The organism is Catellatospora sp. NPDC049609 (assembly GCF_040675365.1).
Classification (GTDB): domain Bacteria; phylum Actinomycetota; class Actinomycetes; order Mycobacteriales; family Micromonosporaceae; genus Catellatospora.
This window is the reverse complement of record NZ_JBFAOU010000010.1, coordinates 45489-66442: the sequence shown is the minus strand read 5'-3', so window position 1 is coordinate 66442 and position 20954 is coordinate 45489. Positions and strand designations below refer to the sequence as shown.

22 protein-coding genes are annotated in these 20954 nt (G+C 73.5%); 6 read left to right on the top strand and 16 right to left on the bottom strand.

Annotated elements, in window-relative coordinates; all coding sequences use genetic code 11:
- Positions 1-35 precede the first annotated feature (35 nt).
- The 5 genes from AB0J67_RS05035 to AB0J67_RS05015 all read right to left on the bottom strand — a co-directional run bounded on the left by AB0J67_RS05035 (position 36) and on the right by AB0J67_RS05015 (position 4643).
- Positions 36-842 carry a 5'/3'-nucleotidase SurE gene (locus tag AB0J67_RS05035; protein ID WP_363476368.1) on the bottom strand — a complete coding sequence of 269 codons (807 nt, stop codon included), beginning with the start codon at positions 840-842 and terminating at the stop codon, positions 36-38.
- Entirely contained in the window at positions 839-1828 is a 990-nt protein-coding gene (locus AB0J67_RS05030; RefSeq protein WP_363476366.1) for a PfkB family carbohydrate kinase, read from the bottom strand. The genes AB0J67_RS05035 and AB0J67_RS05030 overlap by 4 nt, the downstream gene beginning before the upstream one ends.
- 69 nt (positions 1829-1897) lie before the next feature.
- The gene (gene otsB / locus AB0J67_RS05025; protein WP_363476364.1) at positions 1898-2701 is read right to left on the bottom strand and encodes a trehalose-phosphatase; all 804 of its coding nucleotides are present in this window, start codon (positions 2699-2701) and stop codon (positions 1898-1900) included.
- A 21-nt stretch (positions 2702-2722) separates the two neighbouring features.
- Positions 2723-3871: an AAA family ATPase gene (locus tag AB0J67_RS05020; protein WP_363476362.1), complete on the bottom strand. Its 1149-nt coding sequence runs from the start codon at positions 3869-3871 to the stop codon at positions 2723-2725.
- Positions 3858-4643: an RNA ligase family protein gene (locus AB0J67_RS05015; RefSeq protein WP_363476360.1), complete on the bottom strand. Its 786-nt coding sequence runs from the start codon at positions 4641-4643 to the stop codon at positions 3858-3860. Before AB0J67_RS05015 ends, AB0J67_RS05020 begins: the two co-directional genes overlap by 14 nt.
- Positions 4644-4742: 99 nt before the next feature.
- Between AB0J67_RS05015 and AB0J67_RS05010 the strand changes: the two genes are divergently transcribed.
- Positions 4743-5093, top strand: coding sequence for a GlsB/YeaQ/YmgE family stress response membrane protein (locus tag AB0J67_RS05010; RefSeq protein WP_363476358.1), 351 nt, complete (start codon positions 4743-4745; stop codon positions 5091-5093).
- Between the two features lie 182 nt (positions 5094-5275).
- Here AB0J67_RS05010 and AB0J67_RS05005 read toward each other — a convergent pair whose 3' ends face one another.
- The 3 genes from AB0J67_RS05005 to AB0J67_RS04995 all read right to left on the bottom strand — a co-directional run bounded on the left by AB0J67_RS05005 (position 5276) and on the right by AB0J67_RS04995 (position 7726).
- Positions 5276-6118 (bottom strand): hypothetical protein, encoded by an 843-nt coding sequence (locus AB0J67_RS05005; RefSeq protein ID WP_363476356.1) that lies wholly within the window; start codon positions 6116-6118, stop codon positions 5276-5278.
- A gap of 418 nt (positions 6119-6536) precedes the next feature.
- Positions 6537-6983, bottom strand: a complete 447-nt coding sequence (locus AB0J67_RS05000; RefSeq protein WP_363476354.1) for an RDD family protein — start codon at positions 6981-6983, stop codon at positions 6537-6539.
- A complete protein-coding gene (locus tag AB0J67_RS04995; protein WP_363476352.1) occupies positions 6980-7726 on the bottom strand; it encodes a hypothetical protein in 747 nt (248 codons plus the stop codon). Before AB0J67_RS04995 ends, AB0J67_RS05000 begins: the two co-directional genes overlap by 4 nt.
- Positions 7727-7876: 150 nt before the next feature.
- Between AB0J67_RS04995 and AB0J67_RS04990 the strand changes: the two genes are divergently transcribed.
- The 3 genes from AB0J67_RS04990 to AB0J67_RS04980 all read left to right on the top strand — a co-directional run bounded on the left by AB0J67_RS04990 (position 7877) and on the right by AB0J67_RS04980 (position 12308).
- Positions 7877-9160, top strand: a complete 1284-nt coding sequence (locus AB0J67_RS04990) for a glycosyltransferase family 2 protein (RefSeq protein ID WP_363476350.1) — start codon at positions 7877-7879, stop codon at positions 9158-9160.
- Positions 9160-11127, top strand: coding sequence for a right-handed parallel beta-helix repeat-containing protein (locus AB0J67_RS04985; protein ID WP_363476348.1), 1968 nt, complete (start codon positions 9160-9162; stop codon positions 11125-11127). Before AB0J67_RS04990 ends, AB0J67_RS04985 begins: the two co-directional genes overlap by 1 nt.
- A 113-nt stretch (positions 11128-11240) precedes the next feature.
- A complete protein-coding gene (locus AB0J67_RS04980; RefSeq protein WP_363476423.1) occupies positions 11241-12308 on the top strand; it encodes a right-handed parallel beta-helix repeat-containing protein in 1068 nt (355 codons plus the stop codon).
- Positions 12309-12693: 385 nt separating this feature from the next.
- Here AB0J67_RS04980 and AB0J67_RS04975 read toward each other — a convergent pair whose 3' ends face one another.
- Positions 12694-13425, bottom strand: a complete 732-nt coding sequence (locus AB0J67_RS04975) for a hypothetical protein (protein WP_363476346.1) — start codon at positions 13423-13425, stop codon at positions 12694-12696.
- A 123-nt stretch (positions 13426-13548) separates the two neighbouring features.
- On the opposite strand from AB0J67_RS04975, the gene AB0J67_RS04970 reads away from it, so the two are divergent.
- Both AB0J67_RS04970 and AB0J67_RS04965 read left to right on the top strand, forming a co-directional pair.
- The gene (locus tag AB0J67_RS04970) at positions 13549-14514 is read left to right on the top strand and encodes an inorganic phosphate transporter (RefSeq protein ID WP_363476344.1); all 966 of its coding nucleotides are present in this window, start codon (positions 13549-13551) and stop codon (positions 14512-14514) included.
- Positions 14511-15149, top strand: coding sequence for a DUF47 family protein (locus AB0J67_RS04965; RefSeq protein ID WP_363476342.1), 639 nt, complete (start codon positions 14511-14513; stop codon positions 15147-15149). Before AB0J67_RS04970 ends, AB0J67_RS04965 begins: the two co-directional genes overlap by 4 nt.
- A 1-nt stretch (position 15150) precedes the next feature.
- Here the strand turns inward: AB0J67_RS04965 and AB0J67_RS04960 are convergent, their stop codons facing one another.
- The 7 genes from AB0J67_RS04960 to AB0J67_RS04930 form a co-directional block, all read right to left on the bottom strand.
- A complete protein-coding gene (locus AB0J67_RS04960; RefSeq protein ID WP_363476340.1) occupies positions 15151-15465 on the bottom strand; it encodes a hypothetical protein in 315 nt (104 codons plus the stop codon).
- 128 nt (positions 15466-15593) lie between these two features.
- Positions 15594-16064 (bottom strand): CYTH domain-containing protein, encoded by a 471-nt coding sequence (locus tag AB0J67_RS04955; RefSeq protein WP_363476338.1) that lies wholly within the window; start codon positions 16062-16064, stop codon positions 15594-15596.
- 26 nt (positions 16065-16090) lie between these two features.
- Positions 16091-17065 carry a GNAT family N-acetyltransferase gene (locus AB0J67_RS04950; RefSeq protein ID WP_363476336.1) on the bottom strand — a complete coding sequence of 325 codons (975 nt, stop codon included), beginning with the start codon at positions 17063-17065 and terminating at the stop codon, positions 16091-16093.
- 141 nt (positions 17066-17206) lie between these two features.
- Positions 17207-17656: a GNAT family N-acetyltransferase gene (locus tag AB0J67_RS04945; RefSeq protein ID WP_363476334.1), complete on the bottom strand. Its 450-nt coding sequence runs from the start codon at positions 17654-17656 to the stop codon at positions 17207-17209.
- 36 nt (positions 17657-17692) lie between these two features.
- On the bottom strand, positions 17693-19396 hold the full coding sequence (locus AB0J67_RS04940) for a proline--tRNA ligase (RefSeq protein WP_363476332.1): 1704 nt from the start codon (positions 19394-19396) through the stop codon (positions 17693-17695).
- 148 nt (positions 19397-19544) lie between these two features.
- The gene (locus AB0J67_RS04935; RefSeq protein ID WP_363476330.1) at positions 19545-20186 is read right to left on the bottom strand and encodes a hypothetical protein; all 642 of its coding nucleotides are present in this window, start codon (positions 20184-20186) and stop codon (positions 19545-19547) included.
- Positions 20187-20213: 27 nt separating this feature from the next.
- Positions 20214-20777 carry a septal ring lytic transglycosylase RlpA family protein gene (locus AB0J67_RS04930; protein WP_363476328.1) on the bottom strand — a complete coding sequence of 188 codons (564 nt, stop codon included), beginning with the start codon at positions 20775-20777 and terminating at the stop codon, positions 20214-20216.
- Between the last annotated feature and the right edge of the window lie 177 nt (positions 20778-20954).

Genomic DNA, 20954 nt, shown 5'->3' with positions numbered 1-20954 from the left:
GCGGCGTGCGCGGGGGCCCTCGGCACAGCTCGTCCTCAGGGGCGGGCGGCGGCCTGCTCGCGCCGGGGGATCGCCAGGTCGGACAGGTCGGGCAGGTCGACGTTCGCCTCGCCGAGCGGCTGCAGCGGCGTGACCGTGGCGTAGCCGTCGGCGAGCAGAGCCATGTCGGTGCCGGGCTCCAGGTGGGCGCCGGTGTCCTCCAGCGCGGTGCGCACGTAGCCGCTGCCGCGCTCGGCGATGCGCATCTGCACCTGGCCGAAGCGGCCGAACCGGGCCCGGCACAGCCCGCGCACCTGGTCGGCGGGCAGGTCGGGCACGTTCAGGTTCACCACGGTGGCGCGGGGCAGAGCCTCCAGCAGCGGCAGCACCGCCACGGCGTACGCGGCGGCGGTGTCCCAGTGCCGGTCGTCGTCGGTCAGGTCGCCGTCGGCCAGGTCCAGGGACACGGCCAGGCCGTGGCAGCCGTACGTGGCGCCGGTCAGCGCCGCGCCGACGGTGCCCGAGTGCAGCACGGCCGGGCCGGCGTTCGCGCCCCGGTTGATGCCGGACAGGACCACGTCGGGCGGGTCGCCGAACGCGCCGCGGGTGGCGATCAGCGCGGCCAGCGCCGGGGTGCCGGTGACCGCGTACGCGGGCACGCCGTCCAGCTCCGGCAGGGTGCGCTCCTCGACGACCACGCGGCCGTCCTGCGCGACGGCGCTCATCGCGGCGCTGGCGCCGCTGGAGTCGCGGGCCGGCGCCGCGACCACCACGTCGTAGCCGCCGGAGTGCGCGGCCAGGGCGAGGCGGTGCAGTCCGGGTGCGTCGATACCGTCGTCGTTGGTGATCAGGATCCGGGTCACCGCTTCGCTCCTTCCGCGAGCTGCTCGGGGGAGGTGTGTCCTTGTCTGCTCTCGCGGTCGGGTGCGGCACTCGCCGGATGCCCCGGCACCGAGGTCAGCCGCACCCGGGTGGTGAACTGGGCGATCACGTCGGCGCGGCCGGTGCCCAGGCCGTGGCGGGTGACGTTGAGCGCTCCCGCGGCGGCGCCGGTGCGTACGGCCTCGTCCAGCTCGCGGCCCGTGGCCAGGGTCGCGGCGATGCCCGCGGTCATCGAGTCGCCGGCGCCGCGGTGGTCGGCCGGTTCCAGCCGCGGCAGCTCGACCTGGAACACCTCGCCGTCGATGAGCACCAGCGCGGGGTGCTCGGCCCGGCTGAGCACGACGTTGGCCGCGCCGTCCTCGCGCAGCGTGAACAGGCCCGCGACCAGCGACGGCACGGCGTCGTCGGGGGCGCGCCCGTCGCGCAGCAGCTCCTCGTGGGAGACCTTGAGCACGTCCACGCCGCCTTCCAGGACCGCGGTCAGGTAGTCGCCGGACAGGTCCGCGACGACCGTGGTGCCGTTGCGGCGCAGGTCACGGGCCAGCCGCCGGTACACGTCGGGGGGCAGCACCTGCTCGTCGGCGACGCCCGCCAGCACCGCGACCTTGGCGCGCAGCCCTTCGGCGAGCGCGACGTTGTAGAGCTCGTCCTGCTCGTGGCGGCTCAGCGCCCGTCCGGGCGCCTGGGCGACCTCGGTGCGCTCGCCGTCGCGGCGGTCGTGGACGTAGGCGCCGTTGCGGGCCGCGACCTCGACCGCGCCGAGGTCGAGGCCCTCGTCGAGGATCAGGTTGCGCACGACGCGGCCGGTCTCGTCGCCGAAGGCGGAGCACAGCACGGCGCGTACACCCAGGGATTTGATCATTCGGGCGACCCAGACGCCCTGCCCGCCCGCGTGCAGGTGGATCTCCTCCTCGTCGCCGACCTGTTCGACGGTGACGGTGAGCTGCGGGGACGGTGCGAACACCATGACGGATTCCGGCATGATCGTCGCTTACCCCGACGTCGGGCGGTTCAATCACCGCCCGCGCCGGGGCCGCTACCGGTGCGAGGGGGTGCAGGCGTCGGCGGCGCGGCGCAGCAGCGGCACCAGGTCGCGCGGGCTGTTCACGACGACGTCCATCATCGCGGCGACCTGCTCGCCGGTCTCGGGGTTGGACACCCCGACCCGGAACACCCGGAAGCCCGGGTCGGCGGCGAGCCGGTCGGCCAGGGCGGTGAGGGCCGGCAGGTCACCCAGGTCGTCGCCGAAGTACCAGACGCAGTCCAGGTCGGGTGTGGCGGCGCGGATGACGCCGCCCTTGTCGCGGCGGATCGGCGGTTTGAGCTCGAGCACCATCCGGCCGGGCAGCGGCGCCAGGCCGTACTCGGCGGCGCGGTGCCCGCCCCAGTCCTCGACCTGCCCGCGCAGGTGCGGTGCGGTGCGGTAGTGCAGGGCGACGGACAGGCGTTTGTCCTCGACCAGGACGTCGGGGTCCAGTTCGGTCACCGCGCGCTTGACGACCTCCTCGACGGCCGACACCCAGGGCAGCACCTCGGGATCGGTCCACAGCGCCCCGTGCTCGTCCACCGACTCCATGCCGTAGAGGCCGTACAGGCGCACCGGCAGGGCGCCGAAGTGGCGCTGCAGGAACTCCGCCGGGCGGCCGGACACGACCGCGACGGTGCGCACGCGCCCGGCGATCTCGGCGATGGCGTCGACGATGCCCGGCACCGGGACGACCCCGGCCGGGTCGTCGCGGATCTCGGACAGGGTGCCGTCGAAGTCGAAGAAGAAACCGCAGGTTTGACGCCTTTCGGCAGCAATATGTAGTGCGTCGGTGACACTCTGCGATTCGATCACTCGCCTACTCTAGGCCATCGATCATGCTTCGATCACGTGAAGTGCACGATCATTCGTGTCCAGCAGGTGTAAGGTATGCGCCTCGGTCGCGTCCGGGGTCTCCCACTTCGACACCAGCCGGTCGAGCACCGCCTCCGGCACCCGCGCCTGCCGCCTGCCGTTGCGCGCCCGCAGCACGTCCGGCGGCGCCTCCAGCGACACCAGCTCGATGCGCGCCCGGTACGCCGCGGCCAGCCCGACGCAGATCTCCCGATGCCGGCGCGACACGTTCGTCGCGTTCCACACGAACGCCCGCCCCGCCCGCAGGTGCCCGCGCGCCCGCTCGTACGCCGCCGCGGCCACCGCCCGCTGGTCCCCGGTCGGGCCCACGCCCAGCTCGGCGCGCAGCGCGTCCAGGCTCACCACCGGCACGTCCGGCCGGTGCGCGGCGACCCAGGTGTCCTTGCCCGCCCCGGGCAGCCCCGACAGCACCGTCACGGTCAGCCGCGTGTCGTCGTACGCGTCATAGCGCGGATCCCGGCCCGGGGTGCGGAAGTACATGAACCGGGCATGGTCGGACCCGAACCGCCACGGCCCGTCCAGCACCCCCAGGTCCGCGCAGTACTCCCGGAACAGCCCGATGTGCTCCACGACCGCCTCCGCGTCCGCGCACACCCGGCCCCGGATGTCGGCCGTGGCCAGCAGCGCCAGATCCTCGTTGGACGCGGTCAGCGACACCCGCAGCGCGATCCGCTCCAGGTCCGGGCGCTCCAGCGCCCAGAACGGCACCTGATGGTGGCGCACCAGCGCCGCCACGTGCTCCCGCCAGGCGATCGGCGCGCCCGCCCGCCACAGGATCCGCCGCGCCAGCAGCTCGCCGCGGCGCGAATGACCGTGCGCGGTCACCCGCTCGCCCTCACGCCGGGTGCAGTCCGGCTTGGCCACGTCGTGCAGCAGCACCGCCGCGAACAGCAGCACCTGCCGCCCGCGCGGCAGCGCCCGCCACTGCGGCAGGTCCACCAGCGCCTGCGCGGCCATCCGGGTATGCGTCAGCACGTCGCCCTCGCCATGGTGCACCGGGTCCTGCGCCACCCCGGCCAGCCGCTCCAGCCAGCCGAACTCCGCCCGCACCGCCGCCCAGTCCAGCGCCCACCCCGGGCCCTGCGGGCACAGCCGCTCAAAGGCCCGCATACAGCACCCCCGGATCGGCCAGCCGGTTGGCGACCACGGGCCGGTCCGCCCAGTGCGAACCCGAGTCCAGCACCGCCGTCAGGAAGCCGTGGCGCACCCACTTGTAGCGCTCCACGACCCGGCCACCCTCCTCGACCTTCAGGTACAGGCCCTCCATCTCGTCGGCCCGGTCGCTCTCGGCCGCCGCCCGCTGCGGATCCACCCCGGCCTCGGCCGCCGCCTCCGCCAGCGCCTGCCGCCAGCCGGGCGTACGGCACCGCGACGGCCCCACCAGCGAGGTCAGCTCCGCCAGCCGCGCGAACCCGCCCGCCGCGAGCACCGGCACGCTGGTGACCGGCAGCCCGGCCAGCAGCTCGCGCCGCCGCGGCGTGTCCAGGAACTCGCCGGTGGCCGTGTCCAGCACGTCGAACTCGCAGAAGTAGTGCGGCAGCGCGTCGTAGAACACCGTGTGCTTGGCGTACATCCACTCGCCGTAGCAGACATAGCGGTCGCCCAGCCGCGCCCACAGCAGCGGCGCGACCGTGGCCGCCCACGACTTCAGCACCGCGAACTGCCGCTCGCGCGGCCCGCCCGACAGGTAGTGCCCGCGCGACTGCAGCCGCAGCTCGCCGCCGGCGGTGAAGCTGATGCCCGCGTTCGCCCCGTCGAGCTTCTCCTCGGCCACCACGTGCCGGCCCCGGATGCGCGCGAACGGCACCTGGGCAAGGTCCTCGTCGCCCGGCTGCAGGCGCGAGCCGGCCAGGTGCGGCGTACGCGGATACTTCACGATCACGCCGTCAGTTGTAGCCGCTGCGACCCCGCCGGGCCAGCGGTTTTACGCCCGGAACCGGTGCCGCGATTAAGGATCGGCGCATGCGGGTAGTGGCGCGCCATGACGGCGACCGGAATCCTCAGCGCAATCCTGATCGGAATCTTCATCGGCACCCTCGGCCGGCTGATTTTGCCGGGCCGCCAGGACATCGGTGTCATCGCGACCGCGGTGGTCGGCATCCTCGCGGCCCTCACGGGCACCTGGGTGGCGCGCCAGATGGGCTGGGAGGGCACGTGGCCCGCCCGCTGGGACTGGAACTGGGCCGGCTGGCACTTCACGTGGAGCTGGGCCGAACTGCTCACGCAGCTGGTCTGCGCGGTCATCGGCATCGTCATCGCGATGGCGCTGACCCGCACTTTCATCGCCGACGACGGCCCTGTCCGCCGTCGTCGCCGCCGCACCACCACGTGACTTCCTTCCGAGGGGAGGAAAGGGCGCCTTCGCGTCGCTTCGCGCGACCGAAGGCGCCCTTTCCCCGTGTCGGGACGGCGCAGGTGCCCTCCCGCCGTCACGGCGCAGGTGCGTTCCTGCCGTCCTGACCGGGACCGTCAGGGCACCTGCTCGCCGTTCTCCGATGTGGAAGACGCCGGTTCCTAACGCCTGCGCCCGTCGGCACGCCGCTGCTGCTGGGGCTGGCGGACGCCGCCGCTGCGCTGGCGGGGCGGCTTCGCGCCGCCGGGGTCCGGAGCGGGGCCGGTGCGCCGACGGCCGGGCGGGATGACACCAAACCACTGGCCGACGCCGAACGTCAGCGCGGTCACGTACCCGGCCGCCCACAGCGCCGCAGGCACGTCCCCCTCGGCCAGGTGCGGACCGGCGCACAGCGCGGCCACCGGCAGCAGCACGATCAGCAGCCGCCACCACGACAGGTCGGTCCCGGCACGCCCACCGGCCGGGAGCAGCCGCACACCCCACGGCGGGCGCCGCAGCGCGAAGCTCGCCGGCCACAGCCTGCCCCGGCCCTCCACGTCGAGCACCACGACCCCGGCCCGGCGGCGCACCAGCACCCGCTGCGGGCCAGTAAGGTCGCGCAGCCACGGCTCCCACACCACCCGCTGGTACGCCCGGCGGCCGCGCCGGTCGGTCAGCACCGCCCACACCGCGAACCCGCGCGACGCGGCGTCGACACCGCCCGGCCGGCCCGCCCCGCCCGCGCCGCGCCCGGCCCGGTCACGCCCGGCCCGGCCGCGCTCGGCGGGGGAAGCGCCCTGCGCCAGGTGCAGGGCCAGCTCGCCGGGCTGCGGCGGGGCGCCCGCCGCCGCGATCCACTGCGCCATCCGGATCAGCCACGACACCACCAGCAGCAGCCCGACCGGGATCAGCAGCGCGCTCGGCCCGACCGTCCCGGACTCGTACAGCGGCAACGCGGCCGCGCTGAGCACCGACAGCGCGGTGACGGACGCGACCACACGCGACGGTCCGGGACTACGGATCACGCCCGCACGGTAGGCCCACCGGTCAAGCAGTCCCTTCGTCCCGGCAGTGGATGCGTCCGTCGCCGGCGGACACCCGGTCCACGGGTGACAACTTCTGGGTTGTCGCGACAACTCCTGGGTTGTCGCCCGCAGCAGTGACACCTCTGCAAGAGAGCGACCAGGGCGCGGAACGCATGACCGGTGAGCAGCGGTGGTGGCAAGCCTGGTCGGCCTGGGCGGAGGAGCACGCCGGGGATGCGGCGGACATGAAGGGTCCGGTCTGACGCAAGGACCTGGTGTCGAGTCGTGTCGAGGGCGGGCGGGGAACTCATCCGACGGACGGCCGTGTCGGGGTTGCGCGGGAGGCACTCGGTCCTACAGGGGCCGTCCGTCGCCGGCCGGCGGGCCGCCCCTGAAGGTCATCGCGGTGACAGGCGGTTCAGTTGCGGCGGTCGACGTAGCGGACGACGGTGCCGAACAGGCGGTCGTGCCAGGCGCGGCGCCGGTCGTCGGTGAGCACGCCGACCAGGCCGATCAGCCAGAGGACCGGGATGGCGAGGCCGATCACGGCGCGCAGCAGGGCGCGCACGAGTCCGACGTGGCGGCCGTCGGCGCGGCGGACGACGGTGCCGAACAGCAGCGAGCCGAGCGTCTGCCCGGTCATCCACCAGCAGGTGGTGAAGTAGACGGCGGGCAGCACGACGGCGATCAGGCCCGCGGTCGCCTTGAGCCAGCCGGGGGGTTCGCCGTCGAGGGCGGCCCAGAGGGCGGGCACCCCGCCGGCGGCGAGCGTCGACGCCACCGCGAGGAGGGCGGCGTCGATCGCGAGTCCGGCGAGGCGGGATACGAGGCCTGCGTATGGCGGGTGACGGCTTGGCGCCGTCACCGGTCACCGTTCGTATGGTGCAGGTGGAACATCCGCCGGAACGACGTCTCGATCTTGTCGTCGGCGGTGGCGGAGGTCTCGCGCAGCTCGTCGGTGGCGTTGGCCAGCACGCCACGGCTCTGCTCGCTGATCAGCTCCTGCAGCCGCGGGTCGCGGGTGAGGTCGTCGATCACCACGGGGATGACCTTGCTCCTGATCTCGGGGATGGCGCCCTCCACCAGGCGCGGCACCACGCTGCTGATCAGATACGGCATCAGGTCGTCGACCATGCGCGGCACGATCGACTTCTCGATCCAGCCGAGCCCGTCGTCGACGGTGGCGCGCAGCGCGACGACGGCCGCCGAGCGGCTGGCGACCAGGGTGTCCCGGCCGCGTACGCCCGCGGCGGCGACGGTGTCGCGGGCGGTGTCGATCGGCGAGGCGTCGGGCAGGGCGGCGCGGGTGGCGTCGGCGAGCCTGCGGGCCTGCTCGCGGGTGGCGTCGGTGACCCGGGCACCGGTGCGCAGGGCGAGGCCGACGCCCTGCTGGGTGAGGTCGACGGCCTGCTGGGTGAGCCCGACGGCGACCGCGACCGGGGAGCGGGAGTCGGCCGGTGCGGGCTCGACGCCGCTGGTGAGCAGATCCTGGACTTCTTCGTCGGCGCGTGGGCCGCGGCCGATCCGCCGCAGGCGTTCGGCGACCAGCACCGCGGTGCCGAGGGCCACTCCAGCGAGCCCGGCAGGCGCCTGCACTTGATCGGACATACTACCAACGTACGGCAGATTCACGATCTATTGCGGCGTTTCGTCAGCAATGGTGTACCGCCCGGTAGGGCGGGCCGTTTCCGGGCGCGGGCCGGTTTACAGCGGTGAAGCGGGCCGGCCGGGTCCGCCCGGACCGTCTGGAGGCGGCGCTTGTCCCGGTTCTTCGACGCGGCCTGGTCGTGGCTGGTCGCCGCGGCCGCCGAGACGTCGTGGCGCGAGCTGATGCCGCTCGGCCTGGCCGGCGTGTTCGTGTGGGGGCTGTGGCTCTACCGCGTGCTGCTGTCGCGGCTGGACCGCCCGATCGTCAACGACTACCGCACGACCGTGTCGGTGGTGGTGCCCTCCTACCGCGAGGACCCCGACATCCTGCTGGACTGCCTGCGCAGCTGGCTCGCGCAGGACCCCGCCGAGGTGATCATCGTGCCGGACGTGGCCGACACCGAGGTGCTGCGGCGGCTGGGCGCGGTCACCGACCCGCGGCTGCGGGTGCTGCCGTTCACGCACCGGGGCAAGCGGTCCGCGCTGGGTGTCGGCATCCGGGCCGCACGCGGCGAGCTGGTGGTGCTGGTCGACTCCGACACCCGCTGGCAGCGCGGGCTGCTGGCGGCGGTGCAGATGCCGTTCGTCGATCCCGAGGTGGGCGGCGTCGGTACGCAGCAGAACGTGTACCAGCGCGGCACCAGCGTGTGGCGGCGTATCGCGGACTGGCTGGTCAACCTGCGCTACCACGACTACGTCCCGGCGATGGGCCGGGCCGGGGCGGTGGCCTGCCTGTCCGGGCGCACCGCGGCGTACCGGCGCAGCGCGGTCATGCCGGTGCTGGAGCACCTGGAGAACGAGTTCTTCCTGGGCCGGCGCTGCGTGGCCGGCGACGACGGCAGGCTCACCTGGCTGGTGCTGGCCTCGGGCTACCGGACGGTGCACCAGTCCTCGGCCCGGGCGCTGTCGATGTTCCCGTCGTCGCTGCGCGCCTTCGTCAAGCAGCGGGTCCGCTGGAGCCGCAACTCCTACCGCTGCTACCTGACCGCGCTGTGGAAGGGCTGGCTGTGGCGCACCCCGCTGGTCACCAAGATCACCGTGCTGCAGATCCTGCTGACCCCGGTGACCATGGGCATGGCCATCGGATACCTGCTGCTCAGCCGGCTCGAACTGACCCCGCGCGGCGGCGTGGTGGTGCTGTTCTGGCTGCTGGCCGGGCGCGCCATCCGGGGCTGGTCGCACCTGCGCCGCCACCCCCGCGACCTGCTCATCCTGCCGCTGCTCGCGGCGGTGGTCATCGCGATCTCGCTGCCGATCAAGCTGTACGCCTTCCTGACCATGAACAAGCAGGGGTGGCTCACCCGCGCCAGCGACCGCATCGGCGGCGAGGGCCAGCACGCGGGCACGCTCGCACCCGCCCGGCACGGCGCCGGCGCCCTCACGGAGGTGGCCTAGTGCCGCGCTTTCATACCGCGCCGGCGGTGCTGCTGGCCGGTGCTCTCGCCGGCGGCATCGCGCTCGGCGTCGCCGGAGCCCGACCGGCCCGAGCCGGTGCCGTGGCCGCAGCGGCCGCGCCGCCCGCACTGGCCGGTCCGGCCGCCCGGTCCACGTCCCTGGTCGCCGCGGCCGCGGCGCGGGCCGACGAGGAGCGCCAGGCGGCGCTGGTCGCCGGGCAGGACAGGTGGCTCGACCAGGTCCGCGCGGTGACGGCGGTGGCGCCGCTGCGGGAGATGCTGAACCGCCCGCCCGGCACCACCCCCGACATGCAGAAGTGGAACCGGCCCTACCGGCTGGACACCGCAGGCGGCTACACCCTGGTCCTCACTGCCAGGGTGCAGCCGTACACCGTCGACGACCTGCTCCGGCTCGCCCCGCAGACGTTCGTCCGGCAGTCGCAGGGCGCGTACCTGCTCACCGAGAACCTCTACGTGCTCACCGGGGCGAAGCTGAAGCTGTCCCACCCGGGCGGGCTGGAGCTGCGCCTGGCCAGCCGCAGCAGCGGGTTCGTGGCGATCGTGTCCTTCGGCGGCGAGCTGCAGCTGGCGGGCACCAAGCAGGCGCTGCTGCGGATCACCAGCTGGGACCCCCGCGCGGGCAAGCCCGACACCCAGCTCGGTGACGGGCGGGCGTACCTGCGCGCCATCGGCGGCAGGTTCGCGATGAGCCACACCCGGGTGCAGCACCTGGGCTTCTGGAGCGGGCGCACCGGCGGGATCAGCCTCACCGGCACCGACCGGCCCGACACCGGCGCCGTGGCCGGACCCGACGCCGCGGGCAACGGCAGGCTGCTGCCGGGCGAGGTGCGCATCCTCGGCAACGGCCGGGTGAGCACGCCGGACAGCCGGTTCACGGTGCCCGGCCAGTCCTACGTGTCCGGGCGCATCACGGACAGCACGCTGGTCGGCAACGCGTACGGGCTGTTCGTGTCCAGCGCCGACGGCATCAACATCGCCGACACGACCGTGCGCGACAGCCTCGAACACGGGCTGGTGCTGCACCGCTTCGCCAGCAACGCGGTCATCGAGCGCACCGTGTCGGCGGGCAACGGCGGCGACGGGTTCGTGCTGTCGCGGGCGACGCAGCAGGTCCGCATCACCGGGGCGACGGCCGAACGCAACGGCGGCAACGGCTTCACCCTCAGCGGGCGGCCGCTGGCCGACGGGCCCTCGGCGTCCGGCCAGCCCGTGGCCAGCTACGGCAACAACACCCTGTCGCACAGCACCGCCCGCGGCAACGGCCACTACGGCGTCGAGATCCTCGGCGGCCACGGGGTCAGCGTCCAGGAGAACCAGATCCACGGCGGCGACATGGGCATCGTGGCCCGCCAGGGCGTACGCGACCTGACCGTCACCGCCAACCGGCTCACCGGCCAGCGGCGCCAGGCCGTCGCGCTGCGCGACGGCGTCGCCAAGGCCCGGATCACCGGCAACATCATCGAGACCACCCCGACCGGGGTGTACGTCCGCGACTCGGTGGCCGAGGTCCGCGGCAACACCATCCACGACGCGGGTAGCCACGGCATCACGTTCGTGGGGGCGGTCGGCGGGTCGAGCGCCACCGGCAACGCGATCGAGGGCATCGGCCCCAGCGCGGTGGACACCGGCCGCGCCGACGGGAAGGTCACCGTGCGCGACAACCAGACCGGCGCCTGGCTCGACACCAGCACCCTGTGGGCGCGGGTGCGGCACTACGCCAGCCCGATGACGCTGCTGTGGACCGCGATCCTGCTGCTGATCGTGGTGCTGGGGATACGCCGCACCAGCAGGACGGTCGTGCACGGCCACCCGTACGCCGCGACTCAGCCGCTGGCGGCACCGGGCGACGGCTCCGCGGGCGGCGGGCACCGGGCGCCGGAGCACGGCCCACCGTCACCGCGCGACGTGGCGCGCGGCCGGGCCAGGGTCCCGGTGATGGCCGAGTGAACCCCATGGGATCTGCCGCACGGGCCGCACGGGCCGCGTTGGCTGCACGGACTGCGCGGGCCGCACAAGCCGCACAAGCCGCACGGGCCGCGCGGGGTGTGGCGGACGTGCTGATGCGCCCGGCCCGGGTGGTGGCGGGACTGACGGCCTGCGCCCTGCTCATGATGCCCGCCGCGTGCGATGACGCCGCACCCGAGGACCGGCCCGGCGCCGGGCACCAGCCGGGCGGGTTGGCGGCACCGACGCCGTCCTCGACCTGGCCGTGGTCGGCGTCGAGCGCGGTGACCTGCCCACGCGCCACCGTCACGGTCGGTGACGCGCAGCAGCTCGCCGATGCCCTGGCCGCGGTCGGGCCCGGGGACAGCATCCGGCTGCGCGACGGCGTCTACCGGGACCGGTTCACCGCTACGACACCCGGCACCGCGTCCCGCCCGGTGCATCTGTGCGGCGGGACCGGCGCGGTGCTGGACGGCGGCGGCACCGGCAAGGGGTACGCCCTGCACCTCGACGGGGCCGACCACTGGCGGCTGGCCGGGTTCACGGTGCGCAACGCGCAGAAGGGCGTGATGCTCGACCGCACCAGCCACACGGTGCTCACCGGGCTGACCGTGGAGCACGTCGGCGACGAGGCGATCCACCTGCGCGCGTTCAGCTCTGACAACCTCGTGCAGGGCAACACGATCCGCGACACGGGGCGGCGCAGGAAGCAGTACGGCGAGGGCGTCTACGTCGGCACCGCCGAGTCGAACTGGTGCGACATCAGCGACTGCGCGCCCGACCGCAGCGATCGCAACACGATCCGGGACAACCGGATCAGCGCCACCACCGCCGAACCGGTCGACATCAAGGAGGGCACCACCGGGGGAGTGCTGTCGGGCAACACCTTCGACGGTTCGGCCCTGTCCGGTTCGTACGCCGACTCGTGGGTGGACGTGAAGGGCAACGGCTGGCTGATCGAGGGCAACACCGGCCGCGACTCGCGCGGCGACGGGTTCCAGACGCACCGCGTGGCCGACGGCTGGGGCGAGGCGAACGTGTTCACCGGCAACACCGCCGACGTCGACGGCCCGGGCTGGGGCTTCCACCTCGCCCCGGTCGGCGACAACGTCGTGGCCTGCGACAACACGGTCACCGACGCCAGGAAGGGGATGGCCAACACGTCCTGCCGCCGGACATGGTGAAGCCCGGGCGCATGTCCAACGCCCGGGCCTCGGAGTGCCACCGAATTGCACACGCCGGCACGTTTGAAACGCACGGATCAGTCTTAAGCGCCCCGTGTCATGCCTTTAGACCATCGCGCCGTGGCAGAGGCGCGAGCCGGAGTTGAACCGGCATCTCGAGGGGTGAGCGTCCGTGCGTGGTCGATCCGGCGATCGGTGGCGAATGCTGAGTCTGGAGCGAGAGTCTGAGATTGATACGCGACTGCCTCTGCCAGGCTTGGGCTACCTCCGCACGGTGGTGCGGAGGGCGGGATTCGAACCCGCACTGTGGCCGCGTCGATCAGCTTCGGCTTCAGCTTCAGCTTGCGCTCATGCGCACCCCCGCCCTCCGGCGGGGGAGTCTGGGTCAGGCGAACAGGTAGCCGAAGACCTTGTCGCCGACGCGCTTGTCGACGGCCTCGGCGTTGTTGGCCTCCTCACGGGCGAACTTGACCGCCTGCTGCAGCTTCTCCACCCGCTCCAGCAGCGTCGACACCCGCTTGGCCGGCAGCGCCCCGGAGAACTTCACGGTGGTCCAGTAGCCCACCGCGATGTCCTCGTAGTACACCTCGACCTGCGCCGGGTGCTTCTCGGTCGCCTCGGCCTTGACATGGTTGCGGGGCACCTTCTTGGTGCGGATGGTGCGCACCGGCTCGGTCGACCAGCAGTCGGCGGAGTCGCTGAACACCCAGGACTCGGCGGCGTCGAGCACCGGCAGCTTCTTGACGAAGGTGTGCAGGTCGGTGAGCTGCTTCTCCAGGAAGAGCAGGTAGGTCACCGGGACGTCGGACAGCAGCACCCGGTCGTCGACGACCACGTCGGCCTTCGCGACGCAGTTGGTCGCGTCCTTGGTCGCGGTGACGTCGAAAAGCCTGGTCAGCGTGGTGCCGATCTCGCGGAGCACCTCCTCGGCGCGGGTCTGCACCTTGGTGGACTCCGGCGGCAGCTGCTCGCCCTCCTCGTCCTTGGCCTGGTATGTCCGCGAGATGCCGGACAGCAGCGCCGGCTTCTGCACGGCGTGGTGGGCCTCGGTCAGGTCCTGGAACGAGCGGGACTTGATCCCCTTCTCGACCGCGATGATCTGGTTCAGCTTCGCCATCAGTGTTCCTCCCGACCGGTGACGCTAGGGGATCACCCGTGCGGGCGGCAAACGTGATTCCACCGATGCGGACACAGTTGATCAAGTACGGTGAATTCCTGGCGCAGTCGGGGGTGGTTGGCCGTGGCGATCGGTTTCGCGATGCTGGCCACCGGGTTCGTGTTCGTCTGCGGCGCCAACGACGGCGCGGCGCTGCTCGCCCTGGGCCTGCGCCAGCGCGAGCTGCCCCTCTACGCGGTGCTGGCCGTGCTGCTGGCCGCGATCATCGCCGGGCCCGCGCTGTTCGGGCTCGCCGTGGCGCACACCTTCACCGACCGGCTGGTCGCCGCCGGCGACCGCGGTCCGCTGGTGGTGCTGGCGGGCGTCGGCGTGGCCCTGGCGCTGGTGCTGGTGCTCGCCTGGCGCGGCGTGCCGACCAGCGTCACCCTCGCCGTGCTGGGCGGCCTGGCCGGGGTCGGGGCGGGGCTGGGCGTGCCGCCGCACTGGTCGACGCTGGCCCTCGTGCTCGCCGTGGCGGCGCTGGCACCGCTGTTCGGCGGCGGCCTGGGCTACCTGCTCGGGCTGGCCGCGCGGCGGCTGCCCACCAGCTCCCGGCTGCCCGGCGCGATGCGGTTGGCGCACGTCACCGCGTTCGCCGGGCAGAGCCTGGCCTACGCCGCCAACGACGGGCAGAAGATGTTCGCGGTCGTCGGGGTGGCCGTCGGCGTCGCCCACCAGGCGCCCGGCATGCAGGCCCCGTCCCTGGTGCTGCTGTGCGCGACCGCGCTGGTGTTCGCGGCCGGGGCGGTGGTGAGCCTGCGCCGCATGGCGCGCGGCGCGGCCGGCGGGCTGACCCCGCCGCGGCCGTGGACCCTGGTGTCGGCCGGCATCGCCTCGGCCACCGCCGTGTTCGGCGGGGCGGGCATGGGCGTGCCGGTCAGCATGACCCAGTCGGCGACGGCCGGCCTGGTCGGCGCCGGCGCGAGCACCGGCATGCGCCGCGTGCGCTGGCAGTTCGCCACCCCGGTGCTCACCGCCTGGGTGATCACCCTGCCCGCGGCGCTGGCCGTCGGGTTCGTCGGCGGCCTCGTCCTGCGGGGTGCGCTGTGATCCGGCTGCGCAGGGTGCTGGACGACCTGGCGGGCCGGGCGCCCAAACGGGTGCTGGCGATCGTGATCGCGCAGATCGACGCGGCGCTCGAGGGCGTCGCGCTGGCCGTGGCGGTGACGATCGGGGAGGTGGAGCCGCCGCTGGCGCGGCTGCGCATCGCCGAGATCGAGCACGACGGCGACGCCCACCGCGGGCGGCTGGTCGCCGAGCTGGCCGCGACGCTGGCCACCCCGATCGACCGCGAGGACCTGTTCCGGCTGTCGCGCTCCGTCGACGACGTGCTGGACCACCTGCGCGACTACGTACGCGAGACCGACCTCTACGGCGTACGCCTGGACGGCGGTGCGGTGGCGATGCTGGAGCAGGTCGCGATCGGGCTGCGGGACCTGCGCCGCGCCCTGGACCGGCTGGTCGACCGCCCGGCGGAGGCCGCCGAGGCGGCGCTGGCCGCGCACAAGCGCTCCGGCCGGGTGCGCCACCTCTACGCCCAGGGGCTGGCCGAGGTGCTCAGCGGCGAGATCACCGCACGCGTGCTCAAGCAGCGCGAGCTGCTGCGGCGGCTGGACGTGGTGGGGCTGCGCCTGGCCGAGTGCGCCGACGCGCTCGCCGACGCGATGCTCAAGCGCAGCCTCTGACTCACCGGTCGGTGCTGCCGGGGCCGACCCAGCGCCCCAGCGGCCGGTCGGCGGTGTGCTCGTCGTCGTCCCGCTTCGGCTTGTCGAGCGCGGCGAGCAGGCCGGCCAGGCCGCCGCTGCCGATGCCGCTCTTGGACAGGCGCTGGTCCAGCTCGGACGGGCCGCCGGACGTGGCGTCGGTGAGCGCCGCCATCTGGTCGGCCTCGTCTGGGCTCAGCCCGTACTCGCGCATGACCTCGTCGGGGTGGGCGCGGGCGTGCGCGGCGAACTCGGGGTCGGTCGCCATCCGCTCGATGACCTCAGGGAACCGGGACATGATCAAGGTCCTTTCGCTGGGTGGTCCATTGTGCGGGGTGGGTGGGACATCGTCCACATCCGGTAGGAATGACGACGGTCACGTGACAGCACGCGCCGTCACGCCCACCCCGGACCACGGCGAGCTCGCTACCAGGTGCGGTACGGGTGTTCCTGCAGGTAGGAGTTCGCGTAGCGGTCGTCCTCGGTCACGTCCTCGCCCGACCAGCCCGGCACGGGGGGCGCCGCGGCGCCGTCGGACAGCTCGACCTCGGCCAGCACCAGGCCCTCGTTCTCGCCGGAGAAGACGTCCACCGTCCACGCCCCCGGCGAGCGGTCGAGGTCGTGGCGCACCTTCTCGATCAGGGGCCGCAGGCACAGGTGGTCGAGCAGGAAGGCGGCGTGCTCGGCGGGGATCTCGTACTCGTACTCGGGCCGGGCGTCGCCGACGCGCCGTCCCTTGATCGTCAGGTAGCCGGTGCGGCCGTCGACGAGGCGGACGCGCACCGTGCGGTCCGGGTCGGTGGACAGGTAGCCCTGGCGCAGCGAGCTGCTGCGCGCCACCTCCGCGCGCCAGCCGTCGTCGCGGACCAGGTACTTGCGCTCCACCTCGACGGGCATGGGCTCCTCCTCCTCGGACGGCGGGTTCAGTTCATCTTCGCCAGCCAGGCCAGGGCGGCCTGGCCGAACGGCTCCTGACCGGCCCGGACGGCGGCCAGCAGCTCGTCGGCGGTGCGCCGGGCGGAGGCGACGACCTCGTCGGGGTAGCCGTAGGCGACGGTGTGCTCGGCGAACTCGTCCTCGTCCAGCAGCAGCACCTCGCCGTCCTCGCGGCGGCGGACCACGTCGAGGTCCAGGTCGACGGAGACGACCTCGTCGGTGCCGTGCCAGACGGGACGGTCGGAGACGTCGATGTAGATCTCGGTGCGGTGCGGGACGGCGTTGAACGCGGCGACCCACTCGCCCTCGTACGGGATCAGCACCACGTGCGTGGCCGCGATGAAGACGGCGGGCTCGGTGCCGCGCCGCCAGGGCGTGTGCGCGGTCGCGCCCAGCCACACCCCGTGGGCGTCCTCGCCGAGGCGGCGCATGACGGCGTGCCAGTGCAGGCGGCCGTCGAACTTGCGGGCCACCACGCGCACGTCGCCGGGCCGGGGACCGAGGTCCTTCTCCAGCCAGTGCCGGGCATACGGGTTGCCGTTGTAGTCGTCGATCTCGTGGTAGCCGCCGGTCAGGTAGAGGCGCAGCGCCTCGGGCTGCCGGTCGCCGGTGTCCAGCCGCATGCGCCGGTAGCCGCGCACCCGCGCCAGGTCCTCCAGCTCGGCCATCAGGGAACGGGCCAGGTTGCGCCCGCGCCCGGCGGGGCGGACGAAGACCCGCTTGACCTCGGCGGAGTGGTCGTCGAGGCGGCGCATGCCGGCGCACCCGACGGGCTCGTCGTCCAGGTAGGCGACCAGCCACGCCCCGCTCGGGGCACGCAGCTCGGCCACGTCGAGTGGGGGAGCGCCGGACGTGCGCGCGTTCGACACGGGGTAGCGCACGGCGATGTCGGCGAGATACTCCTCGATCAGCTCCCGGGACACCGCGTCGTCCGGGTCCGCTACGACGATCCGCAGTCCCACACCGGGCTCCCCTCGCTCGGATCAGTTCAGATCGAGGATGTCGTACTCGTCCGGCTCGCCCGCGACCGCCCCCGGCGTGAAGGTGGCCAGTGACGCGCTGCATCCTCATGACATGGCGGGCCGTCGCCTGCGCGGCGGCGTTCAGCCGAGATCCTTCTCGAGGCGGTGGGCGACGGGGAGGCCGTCGTCGACGGGCAGGTAGCCCGCGCTGAGGTAGAGCTGGAGCGCCTCGGGCTGGCGGTCGCCGGTGCTCAGCCGCACCCGGCGGTAGCCGAGGCCGCGTGCCGCGTCCTCCAGTTCGGCCAGCAGCGCCCGGCCGAGGCCGCGGCCCCGGGCCGACGCGCGCAGGTACACCCACTTGATCTCGCCGGTGTGCTCGTCGAGCCCGCGCAGCCCGCCGCAGCCGACCGCCTCGTCCCGGTCGTACACGACGAGCCAGACCGACCCCGGCGCGTCGAGCACCGGCAGCTCGTCGGTCACCGAGTCGGCGGAGAAGTCCTGCTCCGGATACCGGGCCGCGAGCTCGCCGACGAACTCCCGCCGCAGCGCCCGCGACACCGCCCCGCCAGTCCGCTCCCGTTCGATGCGCATCGCGTCCTCCGTCCCTGCTGGTGGCGATCCCGCGGGTCAGTTCTCGGTGGCGCGGATCGAGTGGGTGACGTGGGCGACGGCACGGGCGACGGGGACGCGGTCGGTGTGGCCGGTGGCCCGGTCGGTGACCTCGACGGTGCCCTCGGCCAGGCCGCGGGCGGCGACCGTGATGCGGTACGGGATGCCGATCAGCTCGATGTCGCTGAACTTCACGCCGGGGCGCTTGGCCCGGTCGTCGAGCAGCACGTCGATGCGCTGGGCGCGCAGCGCGTCGTAGAGGCTCTGCGCCTCGGCGACGACCTCGTCGGAGGTGCCCAGCATGGCGATCGCGACCTCGAACGGCGCGACCGCGACCGGCCAGACGATGCCCTTGTCGTCGTGGTGCGTCTCGACGATCGCGGCCAGCGCCCGCTCCACGCCGATGCCGTAGCTGCCCATGATCGGGGTGACCCGCTCGCCGTCGGCGCCGAGCACGCTGACCCCGAGGGTCTCGGTGTAGCGGCGGCCGAGCTTGAAGATGTGCCCGATCTCGACGGTACGCAGCACTTCTAGGGGCCGCTCGCAGCGCGGGCAGGGCTCGCCGGCGGTCACCTCGCGCAGGTCGGCCCAGCGGCCCACGGCGATGTCGCGCGTGATGTCGACGCCGCGCAGGTGCACGCCGTCGCGGTTGGCGCCGGTGGTCATGTCGCGGCGGTCGCGCAGGGCCAGGTCGGCGAGGATCGGCAGCTCGGTGACGCCCACGCCGCCCAGGCTGCCCGGCAGCGCGCCCAGCGCCTCGGCGATCTCGGCGGGGTGGGCCGGGCGGATCGCGACGGCGGCGAGGGTGTCGATGAGCTTCTGCTCGACCAGGGCGTGGTCGCCGCGCATCAGCACCAGGGTGAGCTGGCCGTCGACGACGTACACCAGCGTCTTGATCTGCCGGTCGGCGGCGACGCCGTAGTCGCGGACCAGGTCCTCGATGGTGCGCGCGTCGGGGGTGTCGAACGGCTCGGGCGCGTCCGGGCCCGCGCCGTCGGCGGCCGGGGCCAGGTGCGAGGTGGCCTTCTCCACGTTGGCGGCGTACCCGCAGGTGCAGTGCACGACGAGGTCCTCGCCGGCGGTGGTGGGGCACATGAACTCGACCGAGTCGCTGCCGCCCATGATGCCGCTGGAGGCCTCGACGGGGATCGCGGGGATGCCCAGCCGGGCGAAGATGCGCACGTACGCGTCGTGGTGCTTGTCGAACGAGCGGTCCAGGCCCGCCTCGTCGGTGTCGAAGCTGTACGAGTCCTTCATGGTGAACTCGCGCACCCGGATCAGGCCGCTCTTGGGCCGGGGCTCGTCGCGGAACTTCGTCTGGAACTGGTACCACAGCTGCGGCAGGTCGCGGTAGGAGCGCAGCTCCTGCGCGACGGTCGTGAAGATCTCCTCGTGGGTCATGCCGAGGGCGACGTCGGCGCCCTTGCGGTCGGCGAGCCGGAACATCTCCGCGCCGATCTTGTCCCAGCGGCCGCTCTTCTGCCACACCTCGGCCGGCTGCATCGTGGGCAGCAGGAACTCCTGCGCGCCGATGCGCGACATCTCCTCGCGGATCACCTCGATGATCTTCGCGCGGACCCGCACCGCCAGCGGGAGCAGCGAGTAGTGGCCCGCCATCAGCTGGCGGATGTAACCGGCCCGCAGCAGCAGGCGGTGGCTCACCGCGTCGGCGCCCGCCGGGTCCTGGCGGAGGGTCGGGACGTAGAGCTCTGACCAGCGCATTACACGTACACCTGCACTCTCTGCCAGCGTCCCCGGCGGCGTCTGCGCCGGTGGTCCGCCGATCCTATGGGCAGGTCGGGCCCGCGGCGATCGGATTAGGGCGTGGCGCGGCCCCGCATCCGCGGGTGGTCGAGTGCGGGCCGCGGGTTCACGGCGTGGCGCGGTCCTGCATCTCCCACACGTGGTCCAGCACGTGCCAGGCGATGCGGCGGACGGCGTAGGACAGCGGCCAGCCGCCGCGCAGCGGGGGCGCGCCGCCGGAGGGGGCGGCGATCACCCGTTCGATGTCGGCGCGCAGGGCGGCGATGCCGTCGGCGTCGTCGAAGGCGGGGGCCTTGTGCCGCAGCCCGATGCGGCGGGCGTACGACGCCTCGGCGCCGACCACGTGCTCGATCATCCGGTCCCGGTCCCGCCCGCCGCCGCGCGGGCCCTTGCGCAGCTCGGCGGGGCTGGCCGCGGCGACGTCGGCGAACAGGTCCCAGGCGGCGCGCAGCAGGGCGGCCTGCCGCCGGGCGGTCTGCTCGTCGCGGGGCCGGGCGTCGGCGGCGGCGGGCCGGTCCGGCGCGCCGAAGTCGGTGGTGCTGCCGCCCCTGACCCGCTCCACCACGCGCAGGCCGGCGAACTCGAACGGGATCCCCGCGCGCTCGGCGACGGGCGCATAGCGCTCGGCGTACGCGGTCAGCGCGGCGAGGGCGGACTCCGCGTCGCGCCCGGAGCGGCACCAGCCGGGCCACTCCAGGGCGCACGCGAAGATCCGCTTGGAGCCGAGTTCGAGATAGACCGATGTCACATCGACATCATGTCATGTGCTTGTCGGCTATGTCAGGATTTCGTAGCGGACAGTTGTGACGCCCGAGCTGAGCTTCGCGATCTCGGCGAAGGCGGCGCGGGACAGGTCCAGGCAGCGGCCGTCGATGTACGGGCCGCGGTCGTTGATGCGTACCACGACGGACTTGCCGTTGCTGGTGTTGGTCACCCGGACCCGGGTGTTGAACTTCAGCGACTTGTGCGCCGCGGTCAGCGCGTCCGGGTCGAAGGTCTCGCCGTTGGCGGTGCCCTGCGGTTCGTCGTAGTAGGACGCCTTGCAGGTGCCGGAGCCGAGCACCGATGCCGTCTCGGTGGGGCTGGGGCCGGCGGCGGCGCGCTTGTCGGCGCGGGAGGGCCGCTGCGGGTCCCGCCGGGCGCCGGTGACGCTGGGTGAAGGCGACGGGGAGTCCGCGGGGTTCTGCTGTAGGGCGGCGGGGTCGGTGCCGGTGGGTTCGGCGGCCACCTCGGCGGCGAGGAAAGCGCCTCCGGCCAGGACGGCCGTGGCGACGGTGGCGGTGGCGAGCGGGGCGACGGATCGACGGGGCTTACGGGGAAGCGAATGTCGGCCGGGCAAGGCGCTGACCTTCCGTAGGCAACAGGGTCGGGCACCGGCCGTCCTGTTCGGGCGGACCGGGGCCGAATGCGACCGTATCCAGCCCGACGCGGGGCATGTCAAAAGGATCGAGAATTTTATGTCGATTTGCCCCGCGATAATCGCCCGATCGAACGAACCCGCCCCGTGACGTTCGCC

Excerpts from the sequence above, each read along its gene's own strand:
- AB0J67_RS04960 (WP_363476340.1), bottom strand. The coding sequence starts at position 15,465 with ATGTCCCGGTTCCCTGAGGTCATCGAGCGGATGGCGACCGACCCCGAG.
- AB0J67_RS04955 (WP_363476338.1), bottom strand. The coding sequence starts at position 16,064 with ATGCCCGTCGAGGTGGAGCGCAAGTACCTGGTCCGCGACGACGGCTGG.
- AB0J67_RS04940 (WP_363476332.1), bottom strand. The coding sequence starts at position 19,396 with ATGCGCTGGTCAGAGCTCTACGTCCCGACCCTCCGCCAGGACCCGGCG.
- AB0J67_RS04995 (WP_363476352.1), bottom strand. The coding sequence starts at position 7,726 with ATGTCCGATCAAGTGCAGGCGCCTGCCGGGCTCGCTGGAGTGGCCCTC.
- AB0J67_RS05010 (WP_363476358.1), top strand. The coding sequence starts at position 4,743 with ATGACGGCGACCGGAATCCTCAGCGCAATCCTGATCGGAATCTTCATC.
- AB0J67_RS04945 (WP_363476334.1), bottom strand. The coding sequence starts at position 17,656 with ATGCGCATCGAACGGGAGCGGACTGGCGGGGCGGTGTCGCGGGCGCTG.
- AB0J67_RS05020 (WP_363476362.1), bottom strand. The coding sequence starts at position 3,871 with ATGCGGGCCTTTGAGCGGCTGTGCCCGCAGGGCCCGGGGTGGGCGCTG.
- AB0J67_RS05030 (WP_363476366.1), bottom strand. The coding sequence starts at position 1,828 with ATGGTGTTCGCACCGTCCCCGCAGCTCACCGTCACCGTCGAACAGGTC.
- AB0J67_RS04975 (WP_363476346.1), bottom strand. The coding sequence starts at position 13,425 with ATGGCGAAGCTGAACCAGATCATCGCGGTCGAGAAGGGGATCAAGTCC.
- AB0J67_RS04980 (WP_363476423.1), top strand. The coding sequence starts at position 11,241 with ATGCGCCCGGCCCGGGTGGTGGCGGGACTGACGGCCTGCGCCCTGCTC.